Here is a 19,417-nt window from a genome sequence, read left to right as displayed (position 1 = left end):
TTTAATAACCAGGATTTTGAGTCAAAAGGGGATTGCGTAGTAAATCTCGCTTTGGAATGGGGAGAAGTTTGGCGTGAGGAGACCATTGAGGTTTTTTCTCTCTCAACACCATATCAATTTTCCCAAACCGTTTTAAGTCCAACCAACGATGTCCCCACTCACTAAAAAACTCTCGTCGTCTTTCTTCAAGCACCATTTGTTTGATGTCGGTAATATCACTCATTTCCCAGTTCTGAAGACCAGCACGATTTCGGATCATGTTCAAGTCGGCTAGAGTTTGATCTACATTCCCCATCATCGCATAAGCCTCCGCTCTAATCAAGTATAATTCAGCTAAACGCATGACCATGGAATATTCTTCAGTATCACCACCATTTTTAATTTTATACTTAAAGGGATAATAGTAAGTATCAGTTCCTTCAGAATATACATTGATCCAATTTGAAAGTCGCAAGTCGTTATTCTGCCAAATCGACAAGAAATCCTCTGTAAGAGCTGAGGATGCAGAAGTACCAGCGGTTGAAGGATTGTTTTCTACAATATAATGATATCCTTCTTTACCACCATTATATGGATTAGTAGGAACCAATTGCCAGATAGCCTCTGCGCTATTAGCTTTGAACACCTTATCTAAATCGGTCAACATGAAGTTTTCTGATTCAATAACCTGGCTGGCTGATTCAATCGCCCAATCATATTGCCCTTCCCATAAGGCTATTCTTGCCAAAAGCGTATATGCTGCATATTTTGTTGGCTTGATCCGCTCTCCATGACTATATGAGAAATTTTCAGGAAGATAAGTTATAGCGTCATTTAGATCCTGTTTTATTTGAGTATATATTTCCTCCATGGAATTTCTAGCCAAACTTTTGTTTGTGGAATAATCAGTAGTTAACACCAGAGGGACATTGCCATAAAGATGGGTCAGATAATAATAAATAAAAGCCCTTATAAATTTTGCTTCAGACTCAATTCGCTCTTTAGTTCTTTCAGAAAGATCATCATTGTTCAATATTCCTTTTAAAAGAGAATTGACTTCGTATATAAATTTATATGCACTGCTCCAAAGGTAAAAATTGTGATCACTGTCTGCAGGAATGTCATTTCTATAAAAATTAACTCGTTCATTGGCATTATTGTATTCTTGCGCATCATCGGCCAAAATATTGCCTAAATAGCTAACACTTGATGTATTTCCACTGGCAAATCCGTTGTTTTCTAATTCGTAATATAAAGCTTCCAGAGCTGCAAGAGCTGTATTATCATTCTCAAATATTAATACAGCATCTAACTGACTGGAATTGGGGTCTACCTCTAAAAAATCATCGCATGAGATGAAAATGAGGCTCATAACTATTAAAAATTTCATTTGTTTCATAATAATTTTAGATTGTGAATTTTAGGCCAACATGAAGACTGCTTAAAGTAGGAAGACTTATTGGGTCTCCAGACTGGGGATCAAAACCCTTATAAGGAGTAAGGGTGAACAAATTTTGACCTTTTATATAAAATTGTGCTTGTTGGATCTTTAACTTAGACAATAAAGTTGGTGGTACTTGATAACTTAAAGAAAGAGATTTCATTCGGAAATAGGTGGCATCTACAATAGCTTTGTTGCTATTTAGAAAGTTATAATGGTTAACATTGTAGCGTTGTGTATAAGCCTGATACTCTCCATACGGATTGTCTGCTTGCCATCTATCCAATACTTCGGTTGACATGTTGGCAAATCCTCCAGGTGAACCAATTGAAAGCACCGGATTTTTATCTTTTTGTTTAACAAATTCAAATAAAAATGAAAGAGTCCAGCTTTTGTATTGAATTTGATTATTCCAGCCTCCATAAAACTTACGGGATAAATCTGCAATAACCACTCGATCATCATTATTTAAAACCCCATCAGCATTAACATCTTCAAAGGTGTATTTACCCGTATCTGGATCAATTTCAGTATAGTTATACAATTTTTGAACGCCCAAAGACTTTCCTGTCACATAGCTCGATGCATAACTTGAAGATTCCAGGTCAGGGAAGGCTACTAATTTATTTTTAGGAATAGTTAAATTCAAAAATGAATTCCAATTCCAATTATCATTTTGAACAGGAATCAATTGAATGCCCAATTCCCATCCGGTATTTTGAATAGTCGCAGGAAAATTGCCTTGAACTGTCGTAAAACCGGTTATACTTGGTAACTGTAAACCGATTAATTGGTTATCACTTCGTTCAAGATGCCACCCGGAAGACAATAAAAATCTATCATTCCATAAACCAAAATCTAAAGCTAATTCCAGTTTCGTGTTTTTTTCCCACGAATAAGATGGATTATGGAGTTTACTTGGAGCCAAACCTCCTTTGCTTATGGAGTTTGGATAGACATATAAACTATAATAAGTGTCACGATATTGATAATCTCCAATATTGTCACTTCCGGTTACCCCATAGCTTCCACGTATTTTCCCCGTGCTAATTTGAGGAATTGTATTTACAATAAAATCTTCTTTATAAAAATCCCATGCAACTCCAACTGCTCCGAAGTTCCCGAATCTGTTTTTTTCTCCAAATCTCGAAGAACCATCCCTCCGTCCGGTAAGATTTAAATGATATTTATTTTCATAAGAATATCCAATTCTTCCATATAGTGCCGCATATCTATAATCAATAATTGCATCTAGTAAAACACTGTTGATTTCAGCCAAGGCTATATTGCCCACTTGTGATTCCGAATAATACCCAGTACCTCTTAGATATTTTTCTGCATTTGTACTTTTTTGAAAAGAACTGCCTATTAAACTGTTGATTCCGTGTTTTCTAAAGTTAATTGTATAATTAAGTTGAGGCTCCACGATAATATTTTTTCTTGAATTTATTCTGTTATTACTCATTGATTGAGCAGAGGATAGATGCAATGGATTTATGTTTTTCTTATAAAACCATTCTTGATCATTTTGATCCAAATGGTTGAATCCGAGATTTACTTGAGCTTCTAAACCTTTTAAAACTCGATATTGTAGTTGACCATTCCATTGCCAATTCGACAATCGCATAATATTGGGATTAGATAATCCGTATAAAGGATTTTTGAAAGTGGGATTACCATATTCGTCCAATTCCCAATTAATATTTCCTTCTTCATCAAATAAATCTGGAGTATTTGGTGCTAACCTGATCATATTGGAAAAAAAAGCTCCTACCTGAAAAAGTCTAGATTTTTGGTAACTATAATTGATGGAAGTGTTTAGGTTGAGTTTGTTGTTCTTGCTTCTATGATTAATATTTGCCATCAGATAATTGTTTTGAAAACCAAAGTCTCCAGGAAATACCGTGCCTTCCTTTTGAAAACCACCAGAAAGCAAAAAGGAAGTTCGGTCTGTTCCGCCACTTAAACTCCCTTGATATTTTTGAAACTCGGACTTTCTGCCTATGAGTTCTTTTTGCCAATTGGTATATCGGTTTTGATCCCATAGCAGTAAGTCGGGAGCGTTGGAATTGGTAGGAGTGACACCATCGTTTTCAAAAGCTTCACGACGCATTTCCAGATACTGAGCGGTATTCATAAGCTTCATAAACCTACCCACCCAAGATACCCCCGTTTCTGTTTGTAGCTCAAATTTGGTTTTGCCTGCCTGACCTCTTTTAGTAATGATAATGATGACCCCGTTAGCACCACGAGAACCATAAATAGCGGTGGCGTCGGCGTCTTTTAGTATTTCTATACTTTCAATTAATGAAGGATCAAGAGTGGCTAATGGATTTACTCCAACAGCCCCATCATATACGGCACTTAAATGACCTAATCCTCTATTATCTATAGGTATTCCGTCAATAATATATAAGGGTTGAGTCTCTAAATCTCCTCTTAAACTTTTCTGTCCCCTTAATTTTACCAATGGTGCTTGCCCTTTCAAACCTGTTCTGGTTTCCACTTCCAATCCCGCCACTCTGCCTTGCAAGGCTTCCATAGGGGAGTGGATCACTTGTTGTTGGAGTTGGTCGGTATCTATTTTAGTGACATTACCTGTTTTGGTACGCTCAGCAAGAGAATAGTAGCCTCCCGTAATCTCTACAGCTGCTAATTGTTCAATGTCTTCTTGCAGTGAAACATTTATGTTTGTACGGTTTTGAATGGGAATGGTAAGCGTAGTATATCCTAGATAGGATATTTGGAGGGTGTCCGTTGGTTTGGCGGTAATGCTGTAACGCCCGTCAAAGTCTGAGACTGCTCCAATAGTGGTGTTTTTAATTATAATACTTGCGCCAGATATGGGCAAGTTGCCGTCAGTGACCTTGCCAGTGACCAGTAGGTGTTGTGCGGTGAGTGGCAGGGTGAAAATTAGTAAAAGTAGATTACAGCCAAAAATGCGCCGTAGCCTTGTTGTGTTATGATTTTTTATCATAATTTTGTGTTGGTTAAAGTGATACATTTATTTTAACTCTTGGCCTGCTCCAACGGTCGTCGAAAACTTGGGAGTGGGCTTTTTTTACCGTATATATTTATCGGTAAGGTTGATTGTAAGGCATAAAAGAGAGCAGTTATAGCTGTGCAGCATAATTATGTTGCATCACTATTGGTGGCATCGAGCCGGCCAAAAAAGGCATAGCTGTCCTGGCGCGGCCGTATCCACGTTTGACTAACTCATTTTATACCTACCGACAGGCGATGCTGCGGAAACCGTCGTGCTATTAATCCGGGATTAAAAAAAAGATTGATTGAGCAAGGGGATTCTAAGAGGTTATAACCGGAATCAAAAAGGAAAGGTGCTTCCCCAAGCTTTTAAGTTAAATAGGGTTTTTTGGCTTTTGGGCATAGATAATATCAAAGAGCGACAGTCCTGGCCTATGGTACCTAAGCTGGTTGATGTTTGGAAATCTTTGTTTTTTCATGCCTTTAAGTAATTACCTCATTAAACACAATAAGTTTAAGTAGAGTTTGCGCATAAAAAAGGGCGTGGAACTCTACATATCCGCTTTGGGGTACTGGCATACCTTGCATACAGATAAGAGAGGCCACGCCCGGGTCGTGAGCCAATCTGCTTATCCTCTCGTATGCTAAAAAGTGCCAGTTTTCAAAGCGAGATTTTAAGCAATAGCTTTCAATATTCTATTGCAAAATTACCTTAATAAGTAATTTGTTCCAAATATAATAATAATTTTTCAATTGTGACATATTTGTCAATGATAATTTTGACAAACATGTCACTTTTATTTAATGAAACAAACTGAAGATAAATATTTTATTGCATTGAGTGACCACATTAAAGCAATACTTGACTCTAAAGAAATTGATGTGGCTGATTTAGCAGCGGCAGCGGATATCGATAGGAGACAAGTTTATAGGTTGTTAAATAAAGAGAATGTTCCAAAATTATCAACTTTGGTTCGTATATCACTGGCTGCGGGAATTGAGCCACAGCAACTTTTCGCTTTAAAATTTGATTTTGAAGCTTATATGAAGGAAAATAACATACTTAAAGTTGTGAAGAAAAAGAAAAAATAATACTGAAGAAAGTTTAGGTTTTATTATTAAAGCTGAATTAGCAATGTTATTGAGAACTTAATAGCTTGTCGGACCAATAATTTCACTGTCTACAGAGACAATGATAAACAATATTTACAAAAGAGAATTTTGGTGTTATGAGAAATTTATTGTTAGCTTGATAACTACATCCGAGATGTGGAAAGAAAAATTTGTCTTTTCGATTGATTATTTTATTTGTGGTTATTTAAAAAGCTTACAATAATGTTCTGGAAGAAGAAGGATAGACGCTATAATAACTATTTTGATAATTACTCCAATAAACTTTTGGGTAGTTTGTTGGGTGGTGCTTTTTTTGCTATAATAATATTTATCATCTATTTGATTGCTCAGCTATTTTAATCAATTTAAGTTATTTTATTGTTTATTTGATTCTAGTAAAAATACAATTACTGAATTAAATTCTCTAAAAAACATCATTTTCAAGAGTGAGTGTTTTATAACTTATTTCTTTCCGGTTTTGATTTTTACTCTATTGTTTTCGTGTTTTACACATAAAAAACGGCTTGTGCGGTTTCCCGCATTGATGTGGTTTTGGTATCGGTTATATTTGGGTTTAGATGCTATGCTCATATGGTAGATTGTATATCCACGAAAGCACTAAAAGTATAACAGATAGAAAGTCTCTTTGAGGATTTGTAACAAAAGAGTGATATATTAGCTAAATGTTATATGTCAGAAAATCAACTCAATTATGATTGATTGTAGTTGTTTTGTGGCTGGTATAGATGAGTTCTTTAATTGTGTAAAAACATACGTATGAAAATAAAATTCCTAAAAGCAGGAACAGGAGATTGTACAATTATCAATCATAACTTTAAAAATATTATTATCGACGGAGGTAATGAAAGCACCTATCTAATCTCTGAATATTACGAAATAAAATCAAGGAATGAGAGAATTGATTTCCTTATTATTACCCATCATGATGATGATCACATTAAAGGAATTTTAGATTTATTTAAGGAAATAGAAATTAGAAATGAGGAGCCATTAATTGACAATGTTATTTTTAATTCTCCTAGAAAAATATTAAATAAAATTGAAAAAATAAAGGAGTCGAACTTACTTTCATACAAACAGGCTCATGAACTTGAAAAATATTTGATAAATCATCCTAATATAAATTGGGAAACTTCATTAATTAAAGAATTAGAAGCTAAAATAAATTTAGTATTTCATGACCAGAATTTATCATTTAAAATATTTTCACCCAGTAAAGATATATTGGAAAAGTATGCATCAAACAAAGGTGCCTATTTAACCAGCGATTATAGATGTGATTGGAATTCTTCATTATCTACTTTAATCAAATCCATTGATGACAAAAGTCAAGATACTTCATCAAGTAATATGACAAGTATTGTTTTATTACTTATGTACAAAGACAATAATTATCTTTTTACTGGAGATGTTACACCGATTCGTTTAAGTGAAATTATTGATGAAATAAGACTCCAAAATGAAAGTGTTAATTTTAAGTTGATAAAACTACCACATCATGCAAGCTATAAAAGCCTTAATTCAGAAATTTTACAAAAGTTAAACTGTAAGAATTTTGTAGTATCTACAAATAGTAAAAAACATTATTTACCTAACAAGAAAACATTTCTTAAAATAGTTAATAGCAGAAAATCAAATGAGATTATCAATTTTTTCTTCAATTATGGTGAGGTTATTAGTAATTTAAAAATATCAAAAATAGATGAGGAAAAGTACAAATTCAATTTAATTTCTAATAATAAAGATGATGGTTATGTCTTTGATATCTGAAACATTAAAATCCTGTTCTGTTAAAATAGAATCTATCGTTGCAGGGGTTCCGTCTATTGGATCTGGAATAATATATCAGACACCTAATAAATGTCATTACAATTATATTCTAACAGCAAAACATCTATTATCTGAAGACTCATATACAGAGTTTGAATTTAATAAGCTTCAAAGCGTTGAAATTAAACACTATACAGGTGAATTTGAAAGATTGAATTTTTTAAAGGGCAAAAGCTTAAATGAAAGTGATATAATAATTTTCGAAAAAGAAGATTTAGCAATTTTGAAAATTCAAAAAACAGAAGGAATTAGTTTCCCTTCTATTTTAGTTTCTGACGAGTTAGAAAATGATGAACTTATATTTTCTTGTTGGTCTGTTTTTAAGGCCAATGAAGATGCATTAAGCCTTTTTAAGTTTATTCGAAATGATCCTTCAGAGAAAAAAATTAATCTCGAAAGTAATGTTACGAAAGAATATCTCAACGGTTTGTCAGGAAGTGGTGTTTTTATACATAATAAAAACACACTTTTAGGGGTAATATCCAAATATCCAAACGAGAATTTTGAAAATTCAACAATAGAATGTTCTAGAATATCTTTCGCTAGTATAAATGCGAAATTACAAGCTTTAGGTTTCATTCAATTAGATACAAAAGCAAGTTATTTAAAACGTGAGATTGAAGGAAAAATAGTTGAGCTGTATCAGGCTCAAATCAATAATTCGTATTTGGATCTAAATATTGCAATTGAAAGAACAAGGACCGATATGAACGATGATTGGTATTATGATTCGTTACAATATATAGATCTTTTAAATTCAGATTACTTATATGCACAACTAAAAGAATATTTTTATCAAAATTCTTACAAAGCCTCTAAAGCTGAAAAATTTTATATCCCAAAAGATAATTTTACATTAAGAGAAGCCTATATTTTACCATTGATTGATAGAATTATCTATATGTCCATTGTGGGAGAATTAGGGGAGCTAATTGATGATTCTTTAATTCCCAATGTTTATGCATCCCGATATAATAGAATAAATCAGGATAGTTTGCTTATTAACGGTGTAGAGCAATGGTTAAAATTGAAATATAAGATTTCGCAAGAAATAAATAAAAAAAACAAAGACCATTTTGAATTCAATTGTATTCTCCATGTTGACATTTTAAATTACTATGATAATATTGATAAAAAATTACTTGTTGAAAAATTAAAAAGAATTGCCACAAATAACAATCATTTAAATTCAATTAAACTACTTGACACATTCTTGTCTAGCTATTCAGAAAAAAGTACTGGACTACCTCAGAATAATGATGCCTCAGCATTATTATCAACTTTTTATTTGAATCAAGTGGATGCCTTTATTAATAATCATACACATTCATACTTTAGATTTGCCGATGATATTAAAATTCTATGTAAAGATAAATATGAAGCTCGTAAATTTTTAGTTTTACTAGAAAAGGAATTGAAAAGATGTCAGTTATCCGTGAATTCACAGAAGACTAAAATCGTTGAAATAATAGATGCATATAAAGGAAAAGAAAAAAGTGACCTGATAATAACAAGAGCAGAAATCGCAAATATTTTCAACCCTAAAATCGGGCTAATTAAAGTATTATCAAAATCATCGAATTATCAGTATAGAAATGAAGCTTTTCATTCAGCAATCAATCTTTTAGGTGAAAATATTAATGTTGATGGTAATGAAAACGATGAGCAATCAAGAAACTTAGTTTTTGCTCTAAGAATAATTGAATTCTTAGGGAAATCAAAAATCCATTTTCAATCTTATCAGAATGAATTGCTAGAATCTTTATCAAAAGCAGTTAAAGTTTTAAAAGATAAACCTTGGATTACTCCACAAGTTTGTAAAATTCTATCATTAATAGAATCCGATCAATTCGCCACCTTATTTGCACTAGACTTAAAAGAACTAGTTCTTAATGAACATCTGAGTCTATATCCTTATCAACAGTTTCAAATCTGGTTATTATTTGCAAAGCAAAAATTTGAAAGCAAAGACTTAATAAAGTATTCAAGTCAACAAATAGAAATTAATGATTCTACTCAAAAGGCTACAATTTCTGCACAGATTTTATATTTGAGTACCATAGATAAGAATTTCAAAAGAATTCTTTTAAGAAAATTAGAAGAAGATTTCACTACCGGGTATTTCCAAAACAGAGCCACATTAATAGCTTTAAGGTCTTTTAATCTTTTAGAACCCAAAAAAGAAACTATCCATCCTGCTTTATCAAACTCATTTCCATTCACATCAAAATTTGGACATAAAGACTTAGTTTTCTATCGTGATATTGAATTAATAAATGAAGAGCAAGATTTAATAGAAGAACTATTCTCAATATGAAAGAATTTATTATCTGCTTTACAGAAAACAAATGGTGTTCATTAGATATATCTAATGATGATTTTATCGAAGATTATAATATCTCAATTAGAAATAGGTATTATACATTTCAAGTTTCTGACTTGATTAGAGAAATTAAATCTAAAAACTTCAAAACGATCCCTGAGATTATTAATATAGAATCTTTTGATAAACAATTTTCTCAAAAAGGAAAAGACCTTCTAGATTTTAAAAAATGGCATATATTAAAAATCTTAAGAAAGGAAGAAATAATTGACTCACATTATAGAGTTACTGATTTAAAAGATTTCTTACTTAAAATCAAAGAATTTATAATTAAATTAAAAGAAGATTCAGAAGTTGAACTTAAACGTTTTAATGAAATCGAACTTAAAATTAATGAAATTATTTATAAAACATCATTTGAAGGAATAAAAATTGACAGAGATATATTAGACAAAAAATGTATTGACTTACATAGAATTATTTATGAAATAAAAAATGAGTTTCAATTTTCACATAACATTTTTCAGCCAGAAAATTTTGAGACACAAGCTCATTATTTGAAAAAAAATAGTTATAAGATATTAGTATCCATTGAGAAGACAGTAAGTTTGCTTAGAAAATCCGATGTCATCTGTGAAAAATTTAACAAATTAAATAGATTGACTAAAGATTTGAAAACTTTAATGTTACTAAAATCAAGGCTTGGCGGAATTGATTTTGTTAATCCATATTTTGTAGGCTTCGGATCAATAACATCAAGAATCATTATAAAAGAACCATCACTTCAAAACTTAAGAAAGGAAAATCGAAATATAATTGTTCCAAATGATGGAAAAGAATTATTTTACATTGATTATAGTCAATTTGAAGCCAGTATTTTAGCACATTATTCAACTGATAATGAACTTTTAAAATTAATAAATACGAATGATGTCTATTCGGATATTGTTGCCAAAATATACAATAAAGAAGTGAATGAGGATAGTAGAAAAGAGGCTAAAATACTTTTCTATCGTTATTTGTATGGAGATACATTCGAAAATAATCTAAAATTTAAAAAGCAAGTCGAGAATTATTTTAACAGATTTAAAGAGTTAGTTAAATTTAAAGAAGATTTAAAGAATGAATCAATTGAAAATGGATATGTTAGTGCTCAAAATGGCAACATTAGAAAACTTGATTTTAATAATGAAAACATATGGATTTTAAGTCATTTTATACAGTCCAAAGCATCCTATATTTTTAAAAAAGCTATTATCGAAACATACCAAAATGTTAAAAAAGCGAGGTTATTAATACCATTACATGATGGAGCGTTGTATGAAATAAACATTGAAGATTCTGAAAAAATTAAACTTCAAATAATAAATGTTTTCGTCAAAACGTTTAAAAATGAATGTAATTTACTAACCAATCCACTAGCAAAAGAACAGGAATTTTACAGCAATTAGGGATAACATTGGTAGTTGTTGCACAACTTCCATTTTTTAAATATAGTTTGGTAAAACCATAAAACCAGTATTAAAATAAAAAATTTGGAATACATGTTAGATATCTGTGAATCCGAAAAAATGTGTGAATATTGTGGCGAAACTTATCATGTAATGGACAACGGTTAAATTTAGACTTCGTTTTCTGAATACCCTTATGGTTTTGTGTTTTAAATATCCTTAAAGATATAGAGTTGTAAACTATTAATAAATAGCACTATAATAGGTTTGGATAGGCTGTTTGGATTTTGGATATTTGTGATTATGTGATATTTTATTAAGAGTATGGTGCAAAAAATTATAGAAATTATTGAATACGAAAATGAAAGTCACAAAGTCGACTTTAAAAAAGTTGAATATTCATTAGGACGAGAACCGAAAAAAAATGAAATTTTAAAAGACTTTTTAAGTTTTGTCAATCATATATCCGATGATGATAAATATATAATTATTGGTGTTAAGGAACTTCAAGACAAATCAAAAGAAATTAACGAAATAGAATCTCCTACAGATGAAGCTAAATATAGGCAATTCATCAATGAATATATTGAACCTCAAATAAATTTCGAATACGGTAACTTCAAATATAACAACAAAACGATTTGTTACTTTAGAATTTTCAATAATGTCGATAGACCTTACCTAATTAGAAAAGAATGTAAAAATCCTATTGACGGAAAGACTGATTTTAAATATGGTGATGGATTTATAAGAATTGGAACTTCAACTCAAAAAATAGGAAGAAAAGAAATTGATGATATTTTAAAAAGCAAACAAAAATATAATAATAGAAAAAGTGATATTATTATTCACCCAATAATTGGTAAATCAGAAAACAATGAAGTTTCAATATGGAATGTAAAATATTTAGATATTAATATTGAAAATATTTCGAATAAATCCATCGAATTAGATATTGAAATGAATATCATCAAAAAAGATAATTTTGAACTTTTAACAGAATCTGAATTTATTAGAGAAATTCAAGAAAAAGAATATCAAAGAAGAAAAGCAAATTCACCTTATTCAATAAGTATTACACAAATTAGTACTCCAATTTTAAATATTCATACTACTACCAAAGTTACTGACGAGATTTTTGGAATTCAGAGAAACCCAATAAAAAGTAAATATGGAATAACAATACCTCAAAACTCAATTTATGAAGACGTATTTTTACAATCAGTAATTCTATTGCAAAGCTCGGAAAATGTTATAGAAGCGGAAGTTATCATTAGAAGTGATGATTTTAAGGATGGAGCATTGAAAAAAAACATAAGATTTATAACATAAAAACATCACGTAACATCGGTAGCCGTTGCATAACTTCCATTTTTTAAAAATAGTTTGGTAAAGCCATAAAAACAGACCTCTTTTAAAGTGATTTTAAGGGGTATTCTTTAAAAAAATAGTTATCCATGCGATGGTGATTATAGTATAGTACATGTAAGGTTTGTGTAATATAAAATATGCAGTGTAATTTACTTGTAGGTAATTGTTAATCTGGGTGTTTGGTGAGATAATAAAGATTGACAAATTTGATTAACTTGGGGGAATAGATAAGTTGGTAAACATTTAACTAAAAGCCATGGCAATAATTAATGAAAGTGGGAATTCTTTAAATTCCGAAGTTAGTTTAAACGAAGATTTAAGAAAACTTTCCGAAGGAGAATCAAAGGATATAATTCTAAAATTATGTGTTAAGCATAAAGGAAGTTTAATAAGTTCAATTAGCTTGAAAAAACTATTGTTTCCTAATGCTTCATTAGATGAAATAAAATTTTTAGTAAATAAAATTGATAATACTTACGACAAAGTAGCTGATGTTAGGACTAGTCGTCACGAATCATATATTAGCTCAAATGGAATTACCGATATTTTCTTACAACAAGGAGGGTTTACTAAGGTAGAAAAGGACGAAAATAAGTCATTAAAAAAGCAAGCAAAAAAAGACAAACTTGAACTTGAAAAAGCTAAAGTCGATTTAGAATTAGCAAAAAAAATGCTAAAAGAATTTCCAATAACTAAATGGACAGCAAGAATTAGTCTAATCATAGCCATTAGTTTAGCTGTTTTCGAACTTGTCAAATACTTAAATCAAAAATAGTATTAATTAAGGATTGAAGAATTAAAAAAACAGTAAAAGTTTATTGTGAAAGGAATATGTGCATTATATAATAAAGAAGCGGAGTTAATGGAGAGTCATATTTTTCCTAAATTCGTTATAAAACACACAAAAAAAACTGGTTCAAGATATTTAAGAAGATTCGTAGAACCAAATAAAAGAGTACAAGACGGACTTAAACTTCATCTCTTAAGTTTTGAAGCAGAACAGGAATTTTCGCTTCGAGAGAAATGGTTTGCGGAAAATATATTTGAACCATATTTATGTGGTAAACGCACGTTTGAATACGACAAAAATCTGTATTATTTCGCTATTTCGTTTCTTTGGCGAATATTAGTTGCTGAGTTTAGAACTGATGATAATTTAAAAAATAAATGGTATTTCGAGCAATTGAAAAAAGTAGAAATCGAATGGAGAGATTTCTTAGTGGATGGAAAAACACCTAAAACTTATCACAACGTAAATTTATTATTCACGGATAGAATAATATCACACACAACTGATTTGACAAGTGTAGATTTCTATTTTACCAGAGTAATAGACGGAACAATAGTTGATAATCCGAATCATACTTTTGTTATTATGTATGGAAAATTTAACCGATTCGTATTTTGGAGCGTTATAAAAAGTCCTGATTATAAGGATGAATTGTATGATGTAGAAATTCATCCAAGAAAAGGAACTTTCGAAATTCCTCAAGGTTTGGATTACGAGCCAATTACCTCGTTTATGAGTAATCGAATTAGAGAAATTGAAAAACTCCCGTTGCCAAATCAAGCACAGCAAGATAAAATTGAAATGGAAATAATGAAAGACCCTCAGGGATTTTGGAATTCCGATGCTGGGCAATCGCTTTATAATGATAAGTTTAATTTATAACAATAACTGTAGTTGGATACGGCCTAGTATGAATGCAGTGTTGACTGAGCAAGTGTCGTGTCTTTGCTAAACCTTCTTATAAAAAATAAATTGATAAAATAGTTGGTAACAAGCTGAACAAAAATCATGACCATAAAGAAAATTGACCATATTGGAATTAATGATTTGTTTTGGATTCACATAAGGCCTCACTTATGGAGTTTTAGTTTTAAAGGAATTCCAAGCCAGCTACATTTTACATTTGCGAAAAACAATAAATCTGGAATTAATTTTCATATTACAAAAAACATAAACGATCCAAAGTATCCGAACAAAAAACCATTTATTCCAATTTTAGAAATTGATAAAGAAGTTATTTCATCAGATTTGAATTCATTGTTCTTAAAAATGTTTTTTGGAATGCTAAATGAAATTAACGTTAAAGAAAATTCGGAATTTACTTTCTTGAGTTTTGAGGACTTGAATAAAGATAAATCGTTCGGAGTAAACTCCGAGGAGTTTTTTAAATCATTTGAGGAAGTTTCTAAAATAACTCAAAAAACAAGACTTAAAGTAAATGAAGGATGGACTGATAAACTTATGGAATTAACTCAATCTGATAGAATGATTGATTTAATTAATGAAAATACCAAAGAAATTGATAAATCAAAATTAAAGGAAATTGATAGTGGGATTTTATTGAGCGATGACAAAACCTTGTGTGTGATTAAAGTTTACGATAAATGGTATGAATTGTCAACCTACAAAAAACCGATTGAAATGTTTAAACAGGTTATTGACGAACAGCACGTAAAATTTATTTGGTATAATATTAAACGTTCGATTGTTATATTAAAATCAGTTAATTCTTGGAAAGAAACAGAAAATAGATACGAACCGATAGAAATAATTCTGAACAAATAAGAGCCGGTTGCCAATAACTAAAAGGTTTGCTATTTTAATAGTGCTCATGACAAAATTTGTAACTTTGAAGTTATGCTTACGACATTAAATATTAAAAAAAACATTGACATATCACCAAGTAAATTTGCTGATATACTTGGTATTAAATACTCTTCTACTGTTTCTAAAGAACATAAAAAAGAAAAAGGGCAGTTCTTTACGCCCACTGTAATTTCCGATTTTATGGGAGATATTGCATCTGAGCCCAATTCAAAGGATATTTCAATATTGGATCCTGGTTGCGGAACAGCAATTTTGACATGCTCACTTATCGAAAAGTTAATCGAATTTGATTTAAACTCAATTCAATTAGTTGCCTACGAAACAGATATTGCTTTATTTCCATATACCGAACAGTCTTTGCAACACTTAAAAAAATGGATTAGAGAAAAGGGAGTCAATTTTAGTTATACACTTTTAACAAGTGACTTCATTGAAGATATGGCTAAATCAATGGAAAATCACATTGAGACTTTTGATTATATAATTTCTAATCCACCATATTTCAAACTAGCTAAAGATGATAAAAGAGTGAAACTTTTACAGCATTTGGTAAAAGGGCAACCTAATATTTATTCATTCTTCTTAGCAGTTTCGGTTAATCTTCTAAAAAAGGAAGGAGAATTGATTTATATCGTACCAAGAAGTTTTGCTTCTGGTCAATACTTTAATTCATTTAGGGATTATTTTTTCAACAACCTAAATTTAAATTTTATTCACCTTTTTAAATCTCGTAGTGAAACATTTGACAGAGATAGTGTTCTGCAAGAAACATTAATTTTAAAAGGCAGTAGAGACAGTAATACAGAAGTTATAGTCTCTACTTCAGAAGGTCTTAAAGACATTCAACAATCTTTGCAAAAGACTTTTGATCTTAACGACTTAATCGATTTAAATTCCAAAGCAAAAATACTTCATCTGCCAACAACAGAATACGAAGAAAATGTTATCCATTTATTTAAATCTTGGAATAACAAGCTGATTGATTTTGGTATTCAAATTTCTACTGGGCCGGTTGTTTCATTTCGTTCAAGAGCATTCTTATTTGAAAGTCATCAAAACTCAACCGTTTTTTTAGCCCCTTTATATTGGCTTCATAATATTACTAAAATGAAGGTTGAATGGCCAATTTTTACTCCTAATAAAAGTCAATATATAAATAAAACGGAGGTTTCCAGAAAGATGTTGGTTGCGAATAAGAATTATGTGCTTTTACGACGATTTAGCTCTAAAGATGATAAAAGTAGATTGGTTGCTTCACCCTATTTTTCCAGATTTAATGATAATGATTTTATAGGAATAGAAAACAAACTTAATTATATATATCGACTTGATGGAGAACTTCAAGAAGACGAAGCTGTTGGCATTTCTGCAATTTTAAACTCTAAAGTATTTGATACTTATTTTAGAACTTTCAACGGCAATGTAAATGTTAGTGCAACAGAAATACGATTAATGCCATTTCCAACTATTGAGGTTATAAGAGAAGTTGGGTTAAAACTGCTTGAACAAAATGATTTTTCAGAAGAAAAAATCAATTCCATTGTTGATCAGTGGTTGGAACTAAATATTTTAGCAATTGATGAATAAAATTGAAGAAGCCCAAATTATCCTAAAAGATTTAGGATTGCCTAAGTCACAGCAAAATGAAATGTCGGCTGTAACCCTTTTAGCTCTTTGCAACATAAAGGAAGATGTCAAATGGGAAAATGCTGAAAAAATAAGTCTTGGTGTTAGCAAAGGCATAATGAAATTTAGTGCTGATAACTATGGTAGAAATTATGCACCAAATACAAGAGAGACCTTTAGAAGATTTGTTCTTCATCAATTTGTTCAAGCAAGAATTGCAGATTATAATCCCGACATTCCCGATTTACCGGTAAATAGTCCAAGGGCACATTATGGAATTTCTAAAGAAGCTCTGGAAGTAATCAAAACTTTTGGGACGAAAAATTGGAAAGCAAATTCAAAAGAATTCAGAGCATCAATTGGAGATTTATCAAAAAAATATGCTAAAAGAAAAGCGGTAGATAGAGTTCCTGTAATTTTGCCAAATGGAAAAACATTAAAGCTCTCGCCAGGCAAACATAACGAGGTGCAAGCTGCTATAGTTGAGCAATTTTTACCTGAGTTTGCAGCGGGCAGTGAACTCCTATATTTAGGTGATACGGAAACAAAAGATCTTTATTCTGATAAGAAAACGTTGGCAGAAATTGGGATTCCAATAGATCAGCACAGCAAGCTTCCGGATGTTGTTTTATATCATCGTGAGAAGAATTGGCTTTATTTAATAGAAGCGGTTACATCTCACGGGCCTGTTTCGCCAAAACGCATGCACGAATTAGAAGAGATGCTTGATAAATGTGACGCGGGAAAAATATATGTGACCGCATTTCCTGACTTTTCGGAATTTAAAAAATGGTCTAATAAAATTGCTTGGGAAACTGAAATATGGATTTGTGAAATGCCAAGCCATATGATACATTTTAATGGTGACCGATTTATGGGGCCACGATAAGTAAATATATAGATTCAAATTTGCCAAAGGCAAGTTTTAAAATAATACCTCTTTTAAAGTGATTTAAAGGAGGTTGTTTTCCAAGCTGACGAGAAATGTTACGTTTTGATGTATTGGAGTGGAGGTGTTCTGTTTAACCTGAGTTAATTGCTATTTTGAAGTCTATCGTGAATTCCTTTCAAGTTTTTGTAGATTTATAGACTGGAGCTAAACTAAGTTAGTTTCACATATGTACGAGTTATCGATCAAGCTACTAAAAAGTTTACATAATTTTGAACCAAGATAAAAACATTGCAGTATCTTCTTTAATCACTATTAAGAAACCGAATGAGAAATTCATCATCTATAAAGGTGAATTCGTCTTAAAAAACTCTAATTCTGAAATAGAAACTATTAATGGTCAGATCTACTTTAAGTGGTTTCCTCATATTGGCCCAATATTTAATGGAGAAATTCTAAATGGAAATCAATTAAAGTCTTTTTCCCATGAAGAAAAATTAGAGCTTTTAATAGATGATAAGGTAATTGCTGATTGCTTTATTAGTAATCGAAATATTGATGAAAATCATACGGTTTCAGGAGGTTTTTATAATAGAATTGGAAAAACAAGAATATGAGAGCGCCGTACTAATGGCTTTTAAAACAATCGAAATAAGTATTCGTGATAAAATTAATGCAGAACCTGACGAAGTTGGAGTGCGGCTTATTCGAAAAGCTTTTCATCCTGATAATGGACCTTTAACTGACTTTGATTTACCAAAATCGGAACGAGAAGCATTTGCTCATTATATTGCAGGTGCGTTTGGATATTATAAAAATCCTTGTTCACACCGAGATGTTGAATTAGATTTTGTTGAAGCGTTTGAGCGAATTGTAGTTGCAAGCGATTTATTGAAAAAAGTCGAACCTGAATGTCCATTCTGAAAAAAAACTGGGTGTGTATAAGCAATGGCTTTTCCACGCCTACTTTGAAAATCCTGCGGATTTTCCTCTGGCAAGTACCTGTTTGCAATTGTCCGTGACGAACCACGCCACAGCTCATATGTGTGCCGAGAGTAACGACCAGCTGAAAGTCGTTACGTAACTGTTTATAAGATGGTGGAACCGACCCACCGGTGTTGTCCTACAGGGGAGAGCATCAAACCACCATAAGGTGCTTTGGTAAAGAGCCAAGGTATTGAGCGTTATGGAAAAGGCTACGCCAAGAGCTGGTCAGGTATGAATAATGGAGATGAATGCAAATGAACCTCTGATGAAGTGTCGAGAAAGTGCAACCCTCTGTCAAAAGTGTTTGAAGTATGACAAACATTATAAGTCCAGCGGTCACCTGTTTATTGGCTGGGCGGCAGGCGTCATTTAGGAGGCATGACCATTATTTGGGCTTATTTACGGAACTCGGGAACCTGAGCCAAAATGCAAAGTGAAATGTACAATAGCGCAAACTAGAGGCAGAATAGCGATGTTTGGAACAGGGGCGGACTCATCCGTAGTAGTGATGAAGTTTCTGTAATGGAAATGGAGCAAAGGGATGAGCTAATTTGATATACAGCCTGCCAACTTGAAAAAGGATGAGCTATTTTTGTATACCACTTTAGAAGAGCCGTATGATGGGAGACTATCACGTACGGTTCCCTGCCCGTCCGGCAGGCGGGTGTGAGAGGCTTGGGGTGAAACTCCCCTGGTCTACTCGACGTGTGCTGTGAGTGAAGCATAAGCTTCACGTAACTATTTATAAGATGGTGGATCCGACCCACCAGAATCTGCTTATAGG

14 protein-coding genes are annotated in these 19,417 nt (G+C 31.7%); 12 read left to right on the top strand and 2 right to left on the bottom strand.

Features of this window, described 5'->3' with window-relative positions; genetic code table 11:
• Position 1 precedes the first annotated feature (1 nt).
• Together MWU32_RS02950 and MWU32_RS02945 are read right to left on the bottom strand one after the other, a co-directional pair.
• The gene (locus MWU32_RS02950) at positions 2 to 1,369 is read right to left on the bottom strand and encodes a RagB/SusD family nutrient uptake outer membrane protein (RefSeq protein WP_246937628.1); all 1,368 of its coding nucleotides are present in this window, start codon (positions 1,367 to 1,369) and stop codon (positions 2 to 4) included.
• Positions 1,370 to 1,385: 16 nt separating this feature from the next.
• Positions 1,386 to 4,397, bottom strand: a complete 3,012-nt coding sequence (locus tag MWU32_RS02945) for a SusC/RagA family TonB-linked outer membrane protein (RefSeq protein ID WP_246937626.1) — start codon at positions 4,395 to 4,397, stop codon at positions 1,386 to 1,388.
• Between the two features lie 812 nt (positions 4,398 to 5,209).
• Here MWU32_RS02945 and MWU32_RS02940 point away from each other — a divergent pair.
• The 12 genes from MWU32_RS02940 to MWU32_RS02885 all read left to right on the top strand — a co-directional run bounded on the left by MWU32_RS02940 (position 5,210) and on the right by MWU32_RS02885 (position 18,570).
• Positions 5,210 to 5,497 (top strand): helix-turn-helix domain-containing protein, encoded by a 288-nt coding sequence (locus tag MWU32_RS02940; protein WP_246937624.1) that lies wholly within the window; start codon positions 5,210 to 5,212, stop codon positions 5,495 to 5,497.
• A 798-nt stretch (positions 5,498 to 6,295) separates the two neighbouring features.
• Positions 6,296 to 7,309 carry a ComEC/Rec2 family competence protein gene (locus MWU32_RS02935; protein WP_246937622.1) on the top strand — a complete coding sequence of 338 codons (1,014 nt, stop codon included), beginning with the start codon at positions 6,296 to 6,298 and terminating at the stop codon, positions 7,307 to 7,309.
• Complete coding sequence (locus MWU32_RS02930; RefSeq protein ID WP_246937620.1) at positions 7,293 to 9,686, top strand: RNA-directed DNA polymerase; 2,394 nt, start codon at positions 7,293 to 7,295, stop codon at positions 9,684 to 9,686. The genes MWU32_RS02935 and MWU32_RS02930 overlap by 17 nt, the downstream gene beginning before the upstream one ends.
• Positions 9,683 to 11,143: a DNA polymerase gene (locus MWU32_RS02925; RefSeq protein WP_246937618.1), complete on the top strand. Its 1,461-nt coding sequence runs from the start codon at positions 9,683 to 9,685 to the stop codon at positions 11,141 to 11,143. Before MWU32_RS02930 ends, MWU32_RS02925 begins: the two co-directional genes overlap by 4 nt.
• Positions 11,144 to 11,467: 324 nt before the next feature.
• Entirely contained in the window at positions 11,468 to 12,475 is a 1,008-nt protein-coding gene (locus tag MWU32_RS02920; RefSeq protein ID WP_246937616.1) for a helix-turn-helix domain-containing protein, read from the top strand.
• A gap of 295 nt (positions 12,476 to 12,770) precedes the next feature.
• Entirely contained in the window at positions 12,771 to 13,289 is a 519-nt protein-coding gene (locus tag MWU32_RS02915) for a hypothetical protein (protein ID WP_246937615.1), read from the top strand.
• 45 nt (positions 13,290 to 13,334) lie between these two features.
• Entirely contained in the window at positions 13,335 to 14,186 is an 852-nt protein-coding gene (locus MWU32_RS02910; protein ID WP_246937613.1) for a hypothetical protein, read from the top strand.
• Between the two features lie 126 nt (positions 14,187 to 14,312).
• On the top strand, positions 14,313 to 15,089 hold the full coding sequence (locus MWU32_RS02905) for a hypothetical protein (protein WP_246937611.1): 777 nt from the start codon (positions 14,313 to 14,315) through the stop codon (positions 15,087 to 15,089).
• A 72-nt stretch (positions 15,090 to 15,161) separates the two neighbouring features.
• Positions 15,162 to 16,718, top strand: a complete 1,557-nt coding sequence (locus tag MWU32_RS02900) for an Eco57I restriction-modification methylase domain-containing protein (RefSeq protein ID WP_246937609.1) — start codon at positions 15,162 to 15,164, stop codon at positions 16,716 to 16,718.
• A complete protein-coding gene (locus MWU32_RS02895) occupies positions 16,711 to 17,646 on the top strand; it encodes a BsuBI/PstI family type II restriction endonuclease (RefSeq protein ID WP_246937607.1) in 936 nt (311 codons plus the stop codon). The genes MWU32_RS02900 and MWU32_RS02895 overlap by 8 nt, the downstream gene beginning before the upstream one ends.
• 272 nt (positions 17,647 to 17,918) lie before the next feature.
• A complete protein-coding gene (locus MWU32_RS02890) occupies positions 17,919 to 18,263 on the top strand; it encodes a hypothetical protein (protein WP_246937605.1) in 345 nt (114 codons plus the stop codon).
• Positions 18,244 to 18,570 carry a TIGR02391 family protein gene (locus tag MWU32_RS02885; RefSeq protein ID WP_246937603.1) on the top strand — a complete coding sequence of 109 codons (327 nt, stop codon included), beginning with the start codon at positions 18,244 to 18,246 and terminating at the stop codon, positions 18,568 to 18,570. The genes MWU32_RS02890 and MWU32_RS02885 overlap by 20 nt, the downstream gene beginning before the upstream one ends.
• Positions 18,571 to 19,417: the final 847 nt, after the last annotated feature.

This window comes from Gelidibacter sp. F63206, from assembly GCF_023015735.1.
Note: the sequence above shows the minus strand (reverse complement) of the source record. Positions and strands in the feature narration are given on the sequence as shown.

Coding starts and splice junctions, on each gene's coding strand:
- MWU32_RS02950 (WP_246937628.1), bottom strand. CDS start 1,369: ATGAAATTTTTAATAGTTATGAGCCTCATTTTCATCTCATGCGATGAT.
- MWU32_RS02945 (WP_246937626.1), bottom strand. CDS start 4,397: ATGATAAAAAATCATAACACAACAAGGCTACGGCGCATTTTTGGCTGT.
- MWU32_RS02940 (WP_246937624.1), top strand. CDS start 5,210: ATGAAACAAACTGAAGATAAATATTTTATTGCATTGAGTGACCACATT.
- MWU32_RS02935 (WP_246937622.1), top strand. CDS start 6,296: ATGAAAATAAAATTCCTAAAAGCAGGAACAGGAGATTGTACAATTATC.
- MWU32_RS02930 (WP_246937620.1), top strand. CDS start 7,293: ATGTCTTTGATATCTGAAACATTAAAATCCTGTTCTGTTAAAATAGAA.
- MWU32_RS02925 (WP_246937618.1), top strand. CDS start 9,683: ATGAAAGAATTTATTATCTGCTTTACAGAAAACAAATGGTGTTCATTA.
- MWU32_RS02920 (WP_246937616.1), top strand. CDS start 11,468: ATGGTGCAAAAAATTATAGAAATTATTGAATACGAAAATGAAAGTCAC.
- MWU32_RS02915 (WP_246937615.1), top strand. CDS start 12,771: ATGGCAATAATTAATGAAAGTGGGAATTCTTTAAATTCCGAAGTTAGT.
- MWU32_RS02905 (WP_246937611.1), top strand. CDS start 14,313: ATGACCATAAAGAAAATTGACCATATTGGAATTAATGATTTGTTTTGG.
- MWU32_RS02900 (WP_246937609.1), top strand. CDS start 15,162: ATGCTTACGACATTAAATATTAAAAAAAACATTGACATATCACCAAGT.
- MWU32_RS02895 (WP_246937607.1), top strand. CDS start 16,711: ATGAATAAAATTGAAGAAGCCCAAATTATCCTAAAAGATTTAGGATTG.